Source organism: Bifidobacterium sp. LH_230 (genome assembly GCF_056357555.1).
The window spans coordinates 32175-50940 of the sequence record NZ_JBKEWJ010000019.1 but is presented as its reverse complement, the minus strand read 5'-3'; the positions used below and the strand labels follow the sequence as shown (position 1 = coordinate 50940).

At 62.2% G+C, this 18766-nt stretch carries 11 protein-coding genes and 1 riboswitch; of the genes, 6 read left to right on the top strand and 5 right to left on the bottom strand.

What is annotated here, in order from left to right:
• Positions 1-4: 4 nt before the first annotated feature.
• Positions 5-1324 (top strand): serine hydrolase domain-containing protein, encoded by a 1320-nt coding sequence (locus AC1A0G_RS09380; RefSeq protein ID WP_476529192.1) that lies wholly within the window; start codon positions 5-7, stop codon positions 1322-1324.
• 455 nt (positions 1325-1779) lie between these two features.
• Here AC1A0G_RS09380 and AC1A0G_RS09375 read toward each other — a convergent pair whose 3' ends face one another.
• Positions 1780-2766: a hypothetical protein gene (locus AC1A0G_RS09375; protein ID WP_476529190.1), complete on the bottom strand. Its 987-nt coding sequence runs from the start codon at positions 2764-2766 to the stop codon at positions 1780-1782.
• A 582-nt stretch (positions 2767-3348) separates the two neighbouring features.
• On the opposite strand from AC1A0G_RS09375, the gene AC1A0G_RS09370 reads away from it, so the two are divergent.
• Positions 3349-4836: an alpha-L-fucosidase gene (locus AC1A0G_RS09370; RefSeq protein ID WP_476529189.1), complete on the top strand. Its 1488-nt coding sequence runs from the start codon at positions 3349-3351 to the stop codon at positions 4834-4836.
• Positions 4837-5050: 214 nt separating this feature from the next.
• On the opposite strand, the gene AC1A0G_RS09365 is transcribed toward AC1A0G_RS09370, so the two are convergent.
• Positions 5051-6538 carry an amino acid permease gene (locus AC1A0G_RS09365; RefSeq protein ID WP_476529187.1) on the bottom strand — a complete coding sequence of 496 codons (1488 nt, stop codon included), beginning with the start codon at positions 6536-6538 and terminating at the stop codon, positions 5051-5053.
• Between the two features lie 159 nt (positions 6539-6697).
• Positions 6698-7522, bottom strand: coding sequence for a hypothetical protein (locus tag AC1A0G_RS09360; RefSeq protein ID WP_476529185.1), 825 nt, complete (start codon positions 7520-7522; stop codon positions 6698-6700).
• Between the two features lie 294 nt (positions 7523-7816).
• Here AC1A0G_RS09360 and AC1A0G_RS09355 point away from each other — a divergent pair, with 294 nt between their 5' ends.
• The 3 genes from AC1A0G_RS09355 (at position 7817) to AC1A0G_RS09345 (ending at position 14487) form a co-directional block, all read left to right on the top strand.
• Entirely contained in the window at positions 7817-8518 is a 702-nt protein-coding gene (locus AC1A0G_RS09355) for an ABC transporter ATP-binding protein (protein ID WP_476529183.1), read from the top strand.
• A gap of 215 nt (positions 8519-8733) precedes the next feature.
• Positions 8734-12579, top strand: a complete 3846-nt coding sequence (locus AC1A0G_RS09350; RefSeq protein WP_476529213.1) for an FtsX-like permease family protein — start codon at positions 8734-8736, stop codon at positions 12577-12579.
• Between the two features lie 381 nt (positions 12580-12960).
• The gene (locus AC1A0G_RS09345; RefSeq protein ID WP_476529181.1) at positions 12961-14487 is read left to right on the top strand and encodes an amino acid permease; all 1527 of its coding nucleotides are present in this window, start codon (positions 12961-12963) and stop codon (positions 14485-14487) included.
• Between the two features lie 383 nt (positions 14488-14870).
• On the opposite strand, the gene AC1A0G_RS09340 is transcribed toward AC1A0G_RS09345, so the two are convergent.
• Together AC1A0G_RS09340 and thiS are read right to left on the bottom strand one after the other, a co-directional pair.
• Positions 14871-15773 carry a thiazole synthase gene (locus tag AC1A0G_RS09340; protein ID WP_476529180.1) on the bottom strand — a complete coding sequence of 301 codons (903 nt, stop codon included), beginning with the start codon at positions 15771-15773 and terminating at the stop codon, positions 14871-14873.
• A 455-nt stretch (positions 15774-16228) separates the two neighbouring features.
• Complete coding sequence (thiS, locus tag AC1A0G_RS09335) at positions 16229-16423, bottom strand: sulfur carrier protein ThiS (RefSeq protein WP_476529178.1); 195 nt, start codon at positions 16421-16423, stop codon at positions 16229-16231.
• Positions 16424-16681: 258 nt separating this feature from the next.
• Positions 16682-16785: riboswitch (TPP riboswitch) on the bottom strand.
• A gap of 442 nt (positions 16786-17227) precedes the next feature.
• Here thiS and AC1A0G_RS09330 point away from each other — a divergent pair.
• A complete protein-coding gene (locus AC1A0G_RS09330; RefSeq protein WP_476529176.1) occupies positions 17228-18211 on the top strand; it encodes an aldo/keto reductase in 984 nt (327 codons plus the stop codon).
• Positions 18212-18766: the final 555 nt, after the last annotated feature.

Genomic DNA, 18766 nt, shown 5'->3' with positions numbered 1-18766 from the left:
ATCAATGGAGAACGCACAACAACTTATTCAGGACGCGCTGAATCGTGCGGTCGACCGTGGCGAGGTGGCCGGCGCGAACATGCTGGCCGTGCAGCACGGCGAGGAGCGCTGGTACGCCGAAGCCGGCATGCGCAGCATCGAACGCGGCGAGAAGATGACCCGCGACACGATCTTCCGCCTGTACTCGCAGACCAAGCCGGTCACTGGCACGGCCGCGATGATCCTGGTCGAGCGGGGGCTGCTCGATCTTGCGGCGCCGGTCAGCGAATATCTGCCCGGCTTCAAAGGGCAGCGCGTCACCACCGAATTCGCGCCGGCTGAAGCGGCTCAGCGCGATGGTGCGACGGCATCCGACGGTCAGTCCGGTGCCGCATTGTCCAACGACGTGCCCACCGATCAGGCCGGGTCAACCGGTTCGGTCATCGGCGACGGCGAGCGCACCATCCCGGCCGTCCGCGAAGTCACCGTCAAGGATCTGCTCACCATGACCTCGGGCATCCCGTACGGCGACGCGAGCTTCGAGGCCGGCCGCATCGTCGGCAAGGTCTTCGACGAACTCAACGACCGGCTGCACGGGCCGAATCAGATGGGCACGGTCGAACTGGCCAACCGGCTCGGCCAATGTCCGTTGCGATTCCAACCGGGCTCGCACTGGATGTACGGCACGAGCGCGGACATCATCGGCGCAATCATCGAGGTCGTGTCCGGCAAACGGTTCGGCGATTTCCTGCGCGACGAGGTCTTCGAGCCGCTCGGCATGACCGACACCGCGTTCTACGTGCCGCAGGACAAGATCGGCCGTCTCGCCGCGGTCTACGACAATCCGAACTCGCCGATCGACCCGGCGAATGCGGGCGGGCCGCTGCGCGAGATCGTCACCGACCATCTCGGCGTCGAATACGCGCCGACCAGCGACCCGGCGTATCAGGCCGGCGGCGCGGGATTGAAATCCACGATCGACGACTACGCGAAATTCGGCCGCATGCTGCTCAACGGCGGCGAATACGGCGGTGAGCGCATCCTGCAGCCGCTCACCGTGCGCATGATGACCTCGGGCGCGCTGTTCGCGCGGCATTACCCCGATTTCGAGGAATGGCAGCCGGGGTGCAGCTACAACACGTTCATGCGCATCGTCGAGGAGCCGGGCAAGTCGATCATGGTCTCGCACAAGGGCGAGTATGGCTGGGACGGCTGGCTGGGCACGTATTTCGTGAATGATTCGGCGGTCGATTCGACGTTCCTGCTCAACATCCAGCTCACCAACATCGGTACGTCGCCGCTGGTGCGCAAGGTGAAGAACATCGTCAACACGCATCTGGCGTAGCCCGATGCGTGTTGACGGGCCGGCGTGATGATTGCGGTTTCTCTCTTTGTGGTTGGGGATCGGTCGGCCCTGTTGCCGACCCGGTTGTAGGCTGGCGATCATCGGATGAGACCGCATCGACGGCTGGATGTGGCTTGGTGACGGCATATCTTGCAGTTGTAGGGCATTCCTGCGTGAAGCGTCAGGTATCGGCTCTGGTGAATCGTTGGAAAATGGCCGTTTTGTGTGGACCGTGTGAACGGCGGTGCCCCGTCTTTCCCGATCGTATGCCCTACAACTGCAAGATACGTCCGTGACGGAGGTGCGGTGTGCGTTCTGGGATGCGACATCCTCGGAACGGAGCCTCGTGGCCGGTTCCGAGGATGTCGCATCCCAGAACGCGACGCCAACCAACTGCATGGGCTGATTATTGGCGTCAGTGCCGCCTACCGGTGCGTCCTTGCTGAACATTCCCGTTACATCGGATTGGAAAAATGACGTTCCAGCTGCGGAATCTCCAAGCCGGCTGCCCTATGTCTGCGTCGGCGATCCGCTAACTGTTCGAGGGGAATGCACGGCAGCGGATGAATAGGAACGTCCAGCGCCTTTCCGAAGGACGTCGCGACGTCGGCCGCGAGCATGTCGCGGGATTCCGGCGTGGCAAGACGAGATTTGGTGACCTCGTGCACATCCCATCCCCGACTGCGCATATTCCCGCGCTTTTCTTTGTCATGTTCTCCTTGGGAGACGTCGGTCATATGGAATCGACCATCGTATTCGACGGCAACCATCAATTCGGGATATGCCATGTCCACGGACCAGGGCGTATCCCTCCCCGTGGTGACTGCCGCATTCACGTCCGCTGTGCCCAATCCTCGGCAGGCCAAGGCAATACGGGTTCTTGTCTCATAGGAGGAGTCCGTGTTGCTTCGCATGAGGGGGATTGCCTTCAGCAGCTTTCTTTTGCCATGGAATGCTCCGGCATTCTGCACCGCGAGAAGCATTCCACGCTTGGTGGTCCTGCGCTGCACGCCCCTGCGCATCATGCAGTCGCCAAGCACGACGAGTTCCAACATGTCCAGTACGCCGGCCATCTGAATCAGCGCCAATTCCGCGTCTACGGAGGAAAAGAGTGCCGCGCAAGGAACGGTATGATCTTCGAGAACCTCGGTATGGTTCATATGTATGGCGGTGTCGCGAAGTGTTCTGAGCTGGGTGTGCGATCCGACGGCGATATGCATGGGTCGGGGATCGAAGGCCGGATGATACCGTTCGGGAAGTTCTATGCCGAGCACCCGTAAAGCTGACGTGTGGCTGGCGATGACAGGAAGCGTGGTCCTGCGGGCCAGTTCGTTCAAGCGGCTGTATTCGTGCGCCTGAATGGTGATGAGCTGCTGTTCCGTAATAAAACGATTGGCCCCGATGGCCGGCTTGGCATCTGTTGCTGTTGTTATCGTATCCATGAACTCACGGTACGGGACAAACCCTTGTTGCGCCATCGGAAACGGGGTATGTGGAAAAATGGTCTGCGCGCGGCGTGTTGCAAGGTCGCAGTAGGGCGGAGGCTGCCTATCGTGTGATTTCGCTTGTGATTTCATACGGAATATCGCCGGGCCATATTTCCGTATGGAGGGCGTGCTGGGCGTATGCGGCATGACGCAACGTGTGCGACCTCATACCCTCTATAGGGGAGGTGTGGCCTCCTCTCGTTCCGGTGTAAGGCCGTCGCTGAACGCATATTTCCCAGAGAGAAGGGCGGCCGCGGAGCTCTTGATGGCGTGGAATGCCAGCGGGCATTTTGCAGTTGTAGGGCATGGCCATCCGCGCATGGCAGGATCTTGGATGGGGAGGATTCTGTAGATGGCTAATTTTCCAACGTTTTCTTACATGCGAGGGTCGAAGGCTCCTGGATGGACGCCCTACAACTGCAAGATATGCCTGTCTCGAGGCCGGATATGGGTCCGGCAGGGTGTTTGGGATGAAGTTGTTCATGATCGGATTAGTGCCTACGATGTCGGTGACGACGTTCGCAGAAAGGACTGGATATGGAGACTGCGGAGGATATGCGGCGTGATCTCGCGGCGATCGACGAGGTGATCGCGGGCGGGCGGTTCAAGGACGACTGGGCGTCGTTGCAGCAGTATCGCACGCCGGAATGGTTCGAGGACGCCAAATTCGGCATCTTCATCCACTGGGGCGTGTATTCGGTGTCGGCGTTCGGCAGCGAGTGGTACTCGCGCAACATGTATGTGCAGGGGTCGGCCGAGTTCAAGCATCATGTGGCGACGTACGGTCCGCAGAAGGAGTTCGGCTACAAGGATTTCATCCCTATGTTCACCGCGCCAAACTTCGACCCGCAGGCGTGGGCCGACCTGTTCGCGCGGGCTGGCGCCCGGTACGTGGTGCCGGTCGCGGAGCACCATGACGGGTTCCAGATGTATCGCAGTCGTCTGTCGCATTGGAACGCGGCCGAAATGGGGCCGAAGCGCGACGTGCTCGGCGAACTGACCCGCGCGTTCCGTGAGCGCGGCCTGGTCAACGGTGCATCCTCGCATCGCGTCGAACACTGGTTCTTCATGGGCCATGGCAAGGACTTTGACAGCGACATCCACGAGCCGCTCCATCGGGGCGATTTCTACTGGCCGGCCATGCCCGAGCCGGACCATTACGATCTTGCCAGCAAGCCCGAGCCATCCCGCGAGTTCCTTGAGGACTGGCTGCTGCGCTGCTGCGAGATCGTGGACGAATACCATCCGCGCATCGTGTACTTCGATTGGTGGATTCTGCATGAAGCGGTTCAGCCGTACCTGAAGAAGTTCGCCGCGTACTATTACGACCGTGCCGACGAGTGGGGCACCGGTGCCGTGATCTGCTACAAGAACGACTCGTTCATGTTCGGCACCGCGGTCCCGGACGTGGAACGCGGCGTGCTGGCCGAATGCAAGCCGTTCCACTGGCAGACCGACACGTCGATCGCGCTCAACTCGTGGGGCTACACCGAGCACAACGACTACCGTTCGGCCGCGAGCATCCTGCACGATCTGGTCGATATCGTGAGCAAGAACGGCAACCTGCTGCTCAACGTCGGGCCGAAACCGGACGGCACGATCGCCGATGAGGATCGGGCCGTGCTGTTGGAGATCGGCGACTGGCTGCGCGTGAACGGCGAGGCGATCTACGGCAGCCGTCCGTGGAAGCGGTTCGGCGAAGGGCCGACCGTGGTGCGCGAAGGCCAGTTCTCGGACGGCGATCGGAAGGATTTCACCGCCGCCGACGTGCGCTATACGGTGAACGGTTCCGCGCTGTACGCGATCGCGATGCGATCCTCCAAGGACGGGGTGTACCGGTTCACCAAGCTCAAGGACGGCGACGCCGAGCACAACGCCGACTTCCACGGCCTGATCGCCGGCATCCGCGTGCTCGGCCACGACGGCTCGGTCGAATGGACGCGCGACGGCGCATGCCTCACGGCGACGGTGCCCGGTCTGGAACAGACCGACAAGCCGGTCGTCTTCCGCATCGACATCGCGTAGGGCTTGTCGGGCCATCGGTGCCAGTCCGCTGAGCCGGTCAGATCGCGAACGGCCGTACCTGAGTCATTATGATGCAGCGCGGACTCGGCTACGGTTGTTGTGGTTACGAAAAAGGCCGTAACCGAGTCGTCATGATGTGAACTGGACTCAGTCACGGCCTGTTTGCGAGCATCTGGCGAGCGGTAGGCCGCCCGGCAGACGTTCGATCACGGGATCACTTGCGCGTCTGCGTGAGCTGGTACGCACTGAGCAGGATCGCCAGCCAGATCACGCCGGCGATCACGGCCACGCGATAGCTCGACGAGAAGCACATGAGCACCACGACCAGCGCGAGGAACGCGAGCACGATATACGGCATCACGCGCGCGAACGGCAGCTTGAAATGAATCGCATCCAACGCCTCGGAACCGCGCAGTCCGGCCAGTTCGGCCGGGCCGTCGCCCGCCGCGACGACCTGCCGGAAATGCACTTCCGTGATCATGATCATCGACCAGTTGATCACGCCGGCGATCGTTGCGATCGACATGAGATAGTTGAACGCGAACTGCGGCCACAGGAACACGACGACCACGGCCAGCGCGGTGATCACGGCGGACGTGATCACGCCCGCGACCGGCACGCCACGCGAGTTCAGCTTGCCGAGGTACGCGGGCGCGTTGCCCTGCTTGGCGAGCGAATACAGCATGCGAGAGTTCGCGTACAGGCCGGAATTGTAGACGCTCATCACGGCGGTCAGGCACACGAAGTTGAGGATGCCGGCGGCCGCGTGCACGCCCACCGAATCGAAGATCTGCACGAACGGGCTGGACTTGCCGTCGATCGTGTTCCACGGCACCACGGCCATGATCACGCCGAGCGCACCGATGTAGAACACGAGAATGCGCCAGATGATGCCGTTCGTGGCGCGTGGGATCGTGGTGCGCGGGTTTTCGGTCTCGCCCGCGGTGATGCCGATCAGCTCGGTGCCACCGAAGCTGAACATCACGACGCACAGGGCCATGAGCAGGCCGGTCCACTGGCCGTCGGCCGTGCGCTGCATGAGGCCGTGCGGGAAGAAGCCGCCGTCGATCGCGAACCAGTTCGCGAAGCTCGCCTTGATGCCCGAATCGGTCGGCAGACCCGCGACGAGCACCGCCAGTCCGCCGAGGATCATCGCGACTACGGCCACGATCTTGATGATCGCGAACCAGAACTCGAACTCGCCGAACTTGCTCACGCCGAGCAGGTTCGCGGCGGCGATCACGACGAGGAACACGGCCGCGGACACCCACTGCGGGATGTTCGGGAACCAGTAGTTGACGAAGCTGCCGACGACCGACAGCTCGACCATCGACACGAGGATGTAGTTGAACCAGTAGTTCCAGCCGCTCACGAAACCGGCGCGCTTCGACCAGTAGCGGCTCGCGTAGTAGCTGAATGCGCCGGCCTTCGGGTCCTCGACCGACATTTCGGACAACGCTCGCACGATCATGAAGATCGCGAGGCCTCCGACGAGGTAGGCGAGCAGGATGCTCGGGCCGGCGAGGCTGATCGATTCGCTCGAGCCGTAGAACAGGCCGGTGCCGATCGCGCCGCCGAGGGCGATGAGCTGGATGTGGCGGTTTTTCAGCGATTTACGTAGGGTGGCCGGGACGGGGACGTCGTCGGTGTCGCGCACCGGACGCGGCGCTTGCGGTTCGGTTGGGGCGGGTGATGCTGCCATGCCTGCTTCTTTCTCTTCTTGTGAAGTCCTTGCGGAGTTGTCTGTACACCGGTAGCGTCGCCGATCGATGCAACCGTATGCAATGGCCGCTATTGTATGCCGCACGCCGTGACCGCCGCGCATCGCGTCCGTTTCCGGTGGGTGCGTAGGCCGGTTCGGTCACTGCGCTTTGGCGGCCTGCTGGTCGACCCAGTCGTTGACGGCGGCGATGGCCTCGTTCAGGGTGACCGTTGCGGCCTTGTAGTACTTGGAATCCTTGATGCCACTGTCGTTGAGCAGCTGTTGGGCGCCGTCGATCGCGGTGGTGAGCGTGCCGACGACAAACCGTTTCGCCGTACCGTCCGCGATGCTGTTCTGCACCGTGCCGAGCAGGGCGTTGGCGGTGTCGAGCGACTGCTGAAGCGCTTCACGGGCCGCGGCGGCGGACTCGCCGTTGGCTGTGAAGCCGGTGTCGGAACCGCCGGAGCTGCCATCGGTCCGACCGTTCTCGTTCGAGTGTTCCTTCGCGGCCTGTTCCTGCTGGCGTTGCAGCGAGGCAGCCTGTGCGTTGAACGACGATGCGGAAGCGCTTAAGGTGGCTGCGGTCGAGGTCAGGCTTTCGGTCGAGTCGCCGGTGGAGCATACGGCTGGATCGCGGTTCGCGTCGTCGCTGTTGCCGGTGAGCTTGCTCAGCCGATCTCGCGACTGACGATAATCGGACAGCGCGTTCTGACATGCGGACAGTGCGTCGGCATGTTTGGTCTGCTGGTTGATGACGATCGGCGTAAGGATGATCGCTGCCACGATGATTGCTGCGATCACCGCGATCAGTACGTTCGCCGGACGATTCCACCGTGCCACGTGCGCCCGATCGGAACCGTATGCGGTCGCTCCGGCGGCCGGTTCCTGCGGTGCGGCGAAATCGTCAAACGTCGCATACGCGGGCGGCAGCTGTGCGGTCTCCCGCACGTCGCGCATCTTGTCGTCGTCCGATCGCCCAGCCATCGCAACTCCTCTCGTTGAGTCTCGCGCTACCACTCGCTATCGAGACCGCCGAATACTACCTACAATAGCCAACCGGACAACTGTTGGTCAGCAGATAAGCCGGCACGACGGCGAGTTATTCGCAAATTTGTTCGATTCGACACGCCGAGGGGCGCGGGGATTCCGAACGCTGACAGCGTGTGCATATCCGCGCCTTTTCGGTGCGACAAGGTTTAATGGAAAGCCAGATGAACCAGCGATGCGGCGGACGGCGATGCAGCCGTCTGGCGGGCGACGACACGACGGGAGTGCACGATGGCGTATATCGAATTCGACCATGTGGTCAAGGAGTATCCGGCCGGCACCTCGTCGATCCGTGCACTGGACGAGGCGAGTTTCACCGCGGACGAAGGCGAGTTGACCGTCATCCTCGGCCAGTCGGGCGCGGGCAAGACCACGGCGCTCAACATCCTCGGCGGCATGGACACGGCCACGGATGGCCGCGTGGTCGTCGGCGGGCGCGACATCACGGGCCTGCGCAAACGCGACCTCATCACGTACCGCCGCAACGACATCGGCTTCGTGTTCCAGTTCTACAATCTCGTGCCGAACCTGACCGCACTCGAGAACGTCGAGCTCGCCTCGCAGATCTGCCCCGATCATTTCGACCCGGCTGAAACGTTGCGCAAAGTCGGCTTGGCCGACCGGCTCAACAACTTTCCCGCACAGTTGAGCGGCGGCGAACAGCAGCGCGTGTCGATCGCTCGCGCGATAGCCAAGAAACCGAAACTGCTACTGTGCGACGAGCCGACCGGCGCTCTCGACTACGAGACCGGCAAGGAAGTGCTGCAACTGCTGCAGGACATCTGCGTGGCGGAAGGCATGACGGTCATGATCATCACGCACAATTCCGCGCTTGCGCCGATGGCCCACAAGGTGATTCGCTTCCGTTCGGGGCGTGTGACGAGCGAGGACGTGAATCCCGCGCCGACGCCGATTGCACAGATTGAGTGGTGATCGCGATGATCGGACGACGGAAACGATACGGGGAACGATTCGGCGGGGGATCGGCCGTTGATGCGGCTGCCGCCCAGATTGATGACGGAGCGGTTGAGCTGGAAAACGAGCTGGGCGATGTGTCCGATGCGGATTCGGCGTACGACCGCGCCGGCTCGACAGGGTACGCCGGTTTGCCTGGAGCCGGTGATTCGATCGGCGCTCGCGGGCGGGGCATGTCGGTTGCGTTCGCGAAGGACACGTTGCGCTGCTGGCTGCGCGGATGGCGGCGGTTCGTATCGATCGCCGTGATCTCGCTGCTCGGCGTGGCCGTGCTGACCGGCATCTACGCGGGTTGCCGGGACATGTTCCGCGCGACCGACCGGTTCTATGACGCGCAAGGTCTGCACGATATCCAGGTGATGTCGACGTTGGGGCTGACCGACGATGATGTGGCCGTGCTGCGTGGCATCGAAGGTGTGCGCGCCGTGCAACCGGAACGCAGCCAAAGCGGTACGGTTGCGATCGATGGCACCGACAAAACCGTGACGATCACCGAAATCGGCGTGAACGGACTCGACCAGCCGGCCGTGCAGGATGGACGGATGCCGGGCAAGGCCGGCGAGATCGCCGTGACGAAAAAGTTCCTGATGGACAGCGGGCTGACGGTCGGCGATACGTTGAAGGTGACGCCGTCCGAAACGACGACGGGCGGCGCGGGAAACGGCACTGACGATTCGGCTGGTACTGCTGATGCCGGCAGCGCGTCTGATGCTGATAGCGCATCTGCGGAAACCTCCGACTCCGCCGACACAGCTGTCGAATCCGGCGAACAATCCCCGCAATTCCCGACAGAGGTGACGATCGTCGGCGAAGTCCTCGATCCGAAAGACGTGAGCAATCCCGACGGTATCGGCAGCAAGGCGTTCCGCCAGACGCTCGCCTCCGACTACACGTTCTTCGCGTCAAGCGACGGCGTGACCGGCAACATCTACACCGCGATCAGCCTGACCGTGGATGGGGCCGCGGCGGAAGACTCGTTCGGCAATGCATACGACAATCTGGTGCGAGAGGTGGCGAAACGCATCACCGACACCGTGCAGACCGAGCGGCAGACGGCCCGCCGTCAGCAGCTGGTCGACGCCGCACAGACCAAGCTCGACAAGGCCAAGACGGACGCACAGCGGCAATTCGACGACGCGCAACAGACCATCGACAAGAACAGCGCCGATCTTATTTCCGCGCGCACCGAATACGAGACGAACCGGCGCAAGCTCGACGAGAACGAGTCCAAGCTCAAGGACGGCGAACAGCAGATCGCGGATGCGCGGGCGCGACTTTCCGCCGCCCGCCAGCAGATCGCATCAGGTCGTGCCCAGATCAACGCGTCCCGCGCGCAGCTCGATGCGGCGAAAGCGCAACTGTCCGACGCGCGTAAGCAGCTTGACGAGGCGCAAGCCCAACTCGATACCAAGCGTTCGCCGGTCGAACAGGGCATTACGGCCGCCAAGCAGGGCATCACGCAGGTCGATGGCACGATCGCGGCGATTGACAGTGTCAGTGCGGCTCTTGGCAAGCTGCCGGTCGAATCGGTCGAAGAATCTGAAACGGTTAAGGCGATTGATGGCATTGGCGTCGTCGCGGCCGAAACCGTGGCGAATGACAGCAGTTCCGCCCGCAGTGATGCCGAGGCCAAACAATGGGCGAACATCCGTGCGACGCTTGCAAAACTGGGCATCAGTGCACCCGCGCAGCCCACGAGCGAAGCCATCGCGAGCATCAATGCGCAGCTGGCCTCACAACGGCAGTCACTGGCCGCTCAGCGCTCGAAGCTCATCCAGCAGCGTGACCAACTCACGTCCACGTTGAACTCGTCCATCATCCCCGCGCAAACCCAACTCGACCAGCAAAGCGCGCAACTGAGCGTGAAGGAACGGGAAACCGCCGACGCCGAAACGCAGCTCGCCACCCAATCCGCCGAACTGGAAACCAACGCGGGCAAGCTCGACAGTCAAGCCAAGGAACTCGACCAGCAGGAGCAGCAGCTTAAGACCAGCAGCAAGCAGCTTGAGGACGGGCGCAAGCAGCTCAAGGAAGCCGAAACCAAGCTCGCGGACGGCGAGAAGAAGATCACCGAAGCGCAACGCACACTTGACCGGAAGCGCAAGGACGCGGACGCCGAATTCGCCAAACAGCAGCAGCGGGTCGACGATATCGCCGTCGCCCGGTGGTACGTGCAGACGCGTTCCGCGATCGGCGGATTCAGTGCGATCAAATCCGATCTGAGCTCGATCGAATCGATCGGCCGCGCGTTCCCGGTCGTGTTCCTGCTCGTCGCCGTGCTTATGAGCCTGACCGCGATGACGCGCATGGTCGAGGAGGAACGTGGGCTCATCGGCACCTACGTCGGTCTCGGCTACGGTCCGGTCGCGATCTCGATGCGGTATGTGATGTTCGCCGCGCTTGCGTGCCTGATCGGCGGCGGACTCGGCCTGATCGCCGGATTCATCGGGATTCCCGCGTTCCTGCTGATCGTGTTGCAGGGGCTGTACTCGGTGCCTGATGTGCGGTTCGAATACGACTGGCTGTACGGGTCGGCGGGCATTGCGCTGTTCGTGGTGGGTGTGGTCGCGGCCACGGCAGTTGCGTGTGCGGGCGAATTGCGCCAGACGCCGGCCGAACTGATGCGTCCGAAAGCGCCGCGGGCCGGTTCTCGTGTGCTGCTGGAACGGGTCACGCCGGTCTGGAAGCGCATGAGATTCCTCAACAAGGTCACCGTGCGCAACCTCGTGCGGTTCAAATCCCGGCTCGTCATGACGGTCGGCGGCGTGGCCGGATGCACCGCGCTCATCGTGTGCGGGCTGGCGATCAGCGATACCGTGGATGCGTTGCCGAACACGCAATACCGGGACGTGTACCGGTATGACCTCATGGTCGTGGCAGATCATGACGATGTGTCGACGGTGCTTGACCGGTTGCGCGGCGATGGCGCGGTCGACGACTCGTCCCAGTCGTTCGCGTTGGCGAGAGTCGAGAACGGTGAGATCACGACCGGTACGGACGAGACGGAAACCGTACAGATCGTCACCGTGCCGTACGGGTCCGCAATGGACCGCATCGCCGATCTGCGTTCCGCCTCGGACGGTTTGCCTATCCGCATGGAGATATTCGAGAACGGCCGGGCGAACGGCGTGATCGTCTCGCAGAGCGCAGCGAATGCGCTTGGCGTGCGGGCCGGGGACCTGATCACGCTCAAGAACGGCGAGGCGCAGCGCAAGCAGGTGCGCGTCGTGAATGTCAGCCGGTCGGTGATCGGCGCGGACGTGTACGTGCTGGCCGCCGACTACCAGCGGTTCTTCGGCGGAGACGATACAGGTATTGATGATTCGGTTGCGGATTCGCGGGATTCCGATGGTTCGAGCGATTCCGGCACCTCATCCGGTTCAACCACGGCCGGGAAAACGGATGGCGACAGCGGATCGGCCGTCGGCGGGGTCGGCACTGCCTCCACTGATCCTGAAGCGACCGTGGTCGATGGCGTGGAACTGAACACGGTGTTCGCACAGTATGACGGTTCTGACGGCGATCAGATCGCCTACGCGGAACGTCTCGGCAAGGATGCGGCCGTGCTGACCGTCTCGAGCACGGCTGACTTGCGACGCAGCTTCAGCTTCGACCTTATGGGGGCCGTGGTGGCGCTCATCGTGGCATTGGCCGGCGGACTGGCGCTCGTGGTGCTGTTCACGCTTGCGAACACGAACGTGTCCGAACGCGTGCGCGAAATGGCCACGCTCAAGGTGCTGGGCTTCTACGACCGCGAAGTGCACCGGTACGTGAACCGCGAGATGATGATCCTGACCGTGATCGGCGTGATCGTCGGTCTGCCGGTCGGGCGATGGGTCGGAGGCCTCCTTACGGCCGCGCTCGCCATGCCAGGCATGTACTTCGAGGTGAGCGTGCGCTGGCAAAGCTATGCGATCGCCGCCGCGGTCACGCTCGTCTTCGCCCTGTTCGTGCAGTTCCTCACCAACCCCGTCCTGGACCGCATCGACCCCGCCGTCTCCCTCAAAAGCGTGGAGTGATGCCTAGACGTGTAGCTGATTCGTGTCGTTGTCTTCCTCTTGCGGGGGTGACCGCAACGTCAATAACCAACTGACAATGGGAATGTTGTCCTCTTCTCTCGCAGGGAGACCGGACATGCCAGTTGACCAAACATAGGTGCATGTCATTTCGACCGAGCGCAGCGAGCGGAGAAATCTGTTCCTTCGCCGTTGGCCTGAAAGATGTCTCCGCTTCGGCTTCGCCTCCGGTCGACATAACAGTTCACTACCCGAAAGTTCAACGAATTGAACTTTTGGGGGAAATGCGCACGATATTGTCACGTTGGATCGTTGAACTAACCCTGTTTTCGTAACATGCGCAATGCTACAGTTTGAACCTGTTATTGAAAGAGCAGGTAGAACATGAGCAACTCCCAGAGCGACCAGCCGAACGGTTCATCATCCGACGGCAACGGCACCCTCACATCGGTCGAGAATCTCGACAAAGACAATCAGATGGCGCGCGGTCTGAACAACCGCCACGTCCAGTTCATCGCCATCGGCGGCACGATCGGCACCGGTCTGTTCCTCGGCTCCGGCAAGTCCATCGCACTGACCGGACCGAGCATCATCTTCGTATACATCGCGGTCGGCGTCATCATGTTCCTGCTCATGCGGGCTATCGGCGAACTCATGTACCGCGACCCCAGCCAGCACACGTTCATTAACTTCATTAGGCGCTACCTCGGCAACGGCTGGGGCAAGTTCGCCGGCTGGTCGTACTGGATCGTGCTCGTGCTCATCGGCATGAGTGAGATCACGGCCGTCTCCACCTATTTCATCACGTTCTTCGACACGTTCGGCATCAACCTGATCCATTGGAAATGGCTGATCGAACTGTGCTTTCTCGCCGCGCTCGTCACGATCAACCTGATCGCCGTCAAGGCGTTCGGCGAGGCGGAGTTCTGGTTCTCGATGATCAAGATCACGCTGATCTGCGCGATGATCGCCACCGCCGTGGTCATGGTCGTGATCGGCTACCATTACGACGCCGTGCAGATCACCGGACAGGACTCCGTTTCGCCCGGTGGCCACGCAGGTCTTGACAACATCACGAACAACTTCTCGATCGCGCCGAACGGCTGGCTCGCCTTCCTCATGAGCTTCCAGATGGTGTTCTACGCGTACGAGATGATCGAATTCGTGGGCGTCACCGTCTCCGAGACGCAGAACCCGCGCAAGGTGTTGCCGAAGGCCGTCAACGAGATCATCGTGCGAGTGCTCATCTTCTATGTGGGCGCGCTGCTCGCGATCATGGCGATCGTGCCGTGGACCACGTTCAAGCCGAACGCGGACGGTTCGTTCGCCTCGCCGTTCATCATGGTGTTCCAGTACGCGGGCCTCAAGTGGGCGGCCGCGCTCGTGTTCTTCGTGGTGATCACCGCCGCGTCCTCCGCGTTGAACTCGCTGCTGTACTCGGCCGGACGCCACCTGTACCAGCTCGCGATCGAATCCGAGTCGCCGACGTTCCAGAAGATCGGCAAGGTGTCGAACCGCCAGGTGCCGGCGCGCGCGATTCTCGTGTCCGCGGCGCTGATCCTGCTCTCGCCGGTCATCAACGCGATTCCGGGCGTCTCCGGCGCGTTCGTGCTGTTCGCGTCCGCGTCCTCTGCGGTCATTATCTTCATCTACGTGCTCACGATGATCGCGCACCGCCGCTATCGCCGTTCGGCCGACTTCATCCCGGACGGGTTCGTGATGCCGGCGTGGAAGTTCACGAACACGCTCGCGATCGCGTTCTTCGTGTTCGTGTACGCGACGCTGTTCCTGGCGGACGATACGCGCGGTTCCGCGATTGCGGGCCTCGTGTGGCTGGCCGTGTTCGGCGGGTATTGTCTGCTGCACGAGCGGTTCCAGTCGCGCGACCTCAAGGATGCGTTGGGGCGGTAGCGTGTGATCCCTGTCCGCTGGCGGAACCTGTTCGGGTGGATCTGGGAGGTTCCTGGCAGGGGCAGGGAAGCGCCGGCCTGTTTTGGGATGGTTGAAGGTTTTTCGGCTCGGTGCCCGGTTGATGTGTGAGGGGTATCTCGCAGTTGTAGGGCCACGGTCGGCTGCCCGGCCAGTATGGCGGAATTCCTTGTGTTGGAATTCCGCCATTGTTATGGGATCTGGCGAGTGCCGAATGCGCCGAGTCTCGGGACAGGACCCTACAACTGCAAGAAATGCCCCATTGCGGAACCGATATGAGTGTTCCATGCGGGCCGGGGGCTAACTCGCCCTTGCTTTGTTCGTGCTCTGTTTGTGTGGTGGCGTTTTCTGCGCCGCCACACTGCTTATGCCGCCGTCGAAGCGCTGGGGGAGAGGTAGTCGGCGGCGTTGGTCGGGCTGGACGGGACGGCGTGGCCTTCGGTCACGGTGCCAAGGCCGGCAAGGTACGCCTCGCGACCGGCTTCGATCGCGTGCTTGAACGCGCGCGCCATCACCGGGATGTTGCCCGCGGAGGCGATCGCCGTGTACGCCATCACCGCGTCCGCGCCCATCTCCATCGCCTCGGCGGCCTGGCTCGGCCGGCCGATGCCCGCGTCGATGATGACCGGCACGTGCGCGTTCGCGATGATCACCTCGATGAAGTCGCGCATGCGCAGCCCCTTGTTCGAGCCGATCAGCGAGCCGAGCGGCATCACGCACGCCGCACCCGCATCCTCGAGCTGCCGCGCCGCGATCGGGTCCGGGAACATGTACGGCATCACCACGAAACCCTCCTTCGCAAGCATTTCGGTCGCGCGAATCGTCTCCGCGTTGTCCGGCAGCAGGTACTTCGTCTCATGCTCGATCTCGACCTTCACGAAATCGGTATGGCACACCTCGCGGGCGAGCCGCGCGATGCGCACCGCCTCTTCCGCATTGCGCGCGCCCGACGTGTTCGGCAGCATCGTGATGCCCTTCGGAATGTAGTCGAGCAGATTGTTTTCGGTGGTGCGGCAGCGGCGCAACGCCATCGTGACGATCTGCGTGCCGGCGTTCTCGATCGTGGCCTTGATGAGGTTCAGATCGTAACGGCCCGAACCGAGGATGAATCGGCTCGTGAACTTGTGCCCGCCAAGGATGAGCGGATCGGCGTCGCCCGTGGCGATCGCGTCGTAGGCGTGCGCGTCCGGCTCGGGCAGCAGCGCGGTGTTCGTGGCGGTGCCGACGAGTTCGTCGAGGGTCGGTTCGGTGGATGATGCGGTGGTCATGATTACTCCTTCGTAGTGATGGACGATTGGTGTATTGGCTGAGTAGTGCTTCCGGGCTTGGCGAGTGTGTCACCCCCTCAGTCAGCTTCGCTGACAGCTCCCCCTTCAGGGGGAGCAGGGGAAGAAGGACGATCGTGTTAAGACCGATGAGTTACTAGTGCTTTGTCGGACGTAATGTGATGGGTTTGACGCTCCCCTCAGTTGGTTCTGCCGGCAGCGTTCTGCAATTATGGATAGTTTTCGGCTGGCCGTGTTGTTGGCTCGCTGTCGCTCGTTCCTCGCCTACAGACGCCTCCGGCGTTTGCTATTACGGTCCTGCCTGGCCGAGGGAGCCGAGAGTAAGAGTGCGTGCATTAAGCTCGACGAAGTTCCAGGAAGATTCTCGACTCGGCGTCGTCTCGTGAGATGACGCGATATGCCGCGGCGCGGGCCGCGATATCGGCCGGTTCGGACCGTCAGCCGCCTTGGACGAACGTGACGATCTCCAAGGTGTCGGTGCCCTTGAGCATCGTTTCCGCGCGTTTCGCCCGCGGCACGATCTCGCCGTTGAGTTCAACGGCCACGCGGGCCGGTTTGAATCCCTTGCGCTCGATGAACTCGGCGACGCTGATCGGCTCGTCGAGCTGCTCCTCCTGACCGTTGACGATCATCGGTTCCCCTTCCCCGGCCGCGCCGGATTCGAAAAAAGGGTCGCTGAAGCAGCCGTACCCTGTGAGGTGGTGCGCCCCTTCATGACCCTTGTCGTAAGTATCACTGATTGTTCTTGAATTATTCTTGAGTTGTGGCGCAAACGACCCGCACAACGACGAGGCGCGACGGTGACGAGTCCGCGCGCGCAGACGATGGACGGATACGAAACCCCACACAGGCTGAAATGGATGATCGCGAACCGCCGCGCATCGATTGCGACGGCGAAACAACCCGTTTCCTTACGGCGGCATGACCCGCATCAAGTTGACGGTCGAAGTTCGCGACTTCCTCTCAGCCCAGCCGGGCTCCCGTTCGGTTGCACGACCATCATAAGCCCCGGGGTGTGACATGGGTGTTGTGTTGCATTGCCGGGATTTCGCAAACCTTGAGGCAGATTCTCGCTGTTGCAGAGGTCTTCTCGCAAACTCTGAGGCAGCTTCTGTCGGATGCCAGGGCGATATCGATAAGAACGGGGGTGTGGGGGCCTGTTGTTTGGAAGGGATGACGCCTCAAGGTTTGGAGAACGACCGTTGCGATGGCCGAGATCTGCCTCAAGGTTTGGAGAAAGATCGCGGAGATATGCGAAAAAGAGGTACTGCCCCGCCCTTGAATGGGAGAGTGCGGCGGCGTTTTGCCTCGCTGTCCGGAGATGGTCTGTTCCCGATGGTCTGACAGGGGCGTGCCGTAGGCGACCGCAGTGTTTCAGCCGGACCAGACTCGGGAGCGACCTGTCCGCGTCAGGGCCTCGCATGATGATGGGCAGTATGACGACGTTGCACCATGACACTGATTTTGCGAACACGGTCGATTTCGCGGGGCGCCGCATCCCTCGGCTCGGCATGGGCACGATGGCGCTCACGATCGAAGGACGGCCGGACCGTGAGATGGCGATCGGCACGATCCACGCCGCGCTCGACGCCGGCGTGCGTTACCTCGACACTGCGTGGTCGTACTATCTGCCGACTGCTCCGGGATCGGACGGAACCGGCATTCCCGGCGACTTCGGGTACGGCGAGATGCTGGTGCGCGACGCGCTCGCCGGCTGGGACGGTCCGCGCGGCGAGGTGCTGGTGGCGACGAAAACCGGCTACCGCCGCACGATCGATGCGAGCATGGCGGAAGGGGAGCCTGAGGCGCAGGATGATCGCCAGCGATTGCAGGCGGCCGGCAGCCGGTATGGTTGGATGGCCGATTCGCGGCCCGAAACGATGATCCGCGACGCGAAGGAGTCCGCGCGTCACCTCGGCGTGGACGCGCTCGACCTGTTGTATTCGCACGGCCCCGATCCGGCGGTGCCGTACGAGGACCAGATCGGCGCGCTCAAAACGCTGCTTGACGAAGGCGTGATCCGATACGCCGGCATCTCCCGCGTGGACAACGCGCAGATCGACACGGCCCGTGCGATGCTGGGCGACAGGCTGATCGCCGTGCAGAACCAGTTTTCGCCGTCGCACCCCGACCCGGAACATACGATGGAGCATTGTGCCGAGCTGGGACTCGATTTCGTGTGCTGGTCGCCGCTCGGTGGATTCCTCGACCCGTTCGACCGGCACGCATACGACCCGTTCCGCGCGGTTGCGGCGGCGCGTGGCGTTTCGTACCAGCGGGTGGTGCTGGCGTGGGAGCTGACCCGGTATGATCGGCTGTTCACGATTCCGAGCGCCCGCAATCCGCGTGAGATCAACGATTCGTTCGCTGCGATCGATCTGCGACTGACACCGGATGAGCTGGCGGTTTTACCGGCATAACAAAAGGCGTCCGTATCGGTGCGTGTCGGTGAACGGCGCGTGATTGCGGACGCCTGGAAAAGAGAACGGCCGCGTTGTAGCCGCGCGTCAATGAGTGCGCGTGATTACAACGGCGGCCGTCAAATATTCCGAAAAATCAGTGGCAGGCCGGACGCGGGCGATTGCCGGCGTATTGGATGACGCCGTGCACCAGCGCTGCGGTAAAGTGCGCCGCGCACATGCCTGAATCTACTGCCTCGTGACTGCAGCCGACAATGCTGCAAACGTTGCGTTCCATCGTATATTCCCCTTCCTCGGGCCCCCCAGTGGCTTTCTTCTTCGCCGTCTTCTGTGTCGGTGATTCCACGATACATTCAGATGGTCATAATGTGAACGATAACCCTTCATTTTTGTGACGTGGATCACTATTTGACGGCGTGTTGTAGCGCGAAAATAGCTGGAAATCATGGTCTTGCATGTTTTATGCGTTATGGCGTTCGGGTGGTTGTTGGCGTGTCGCGTATGGTGTGCAGCTTATGCGCTCTGGAGTGCGCCGCGCGCGATTGGAATGGGCGA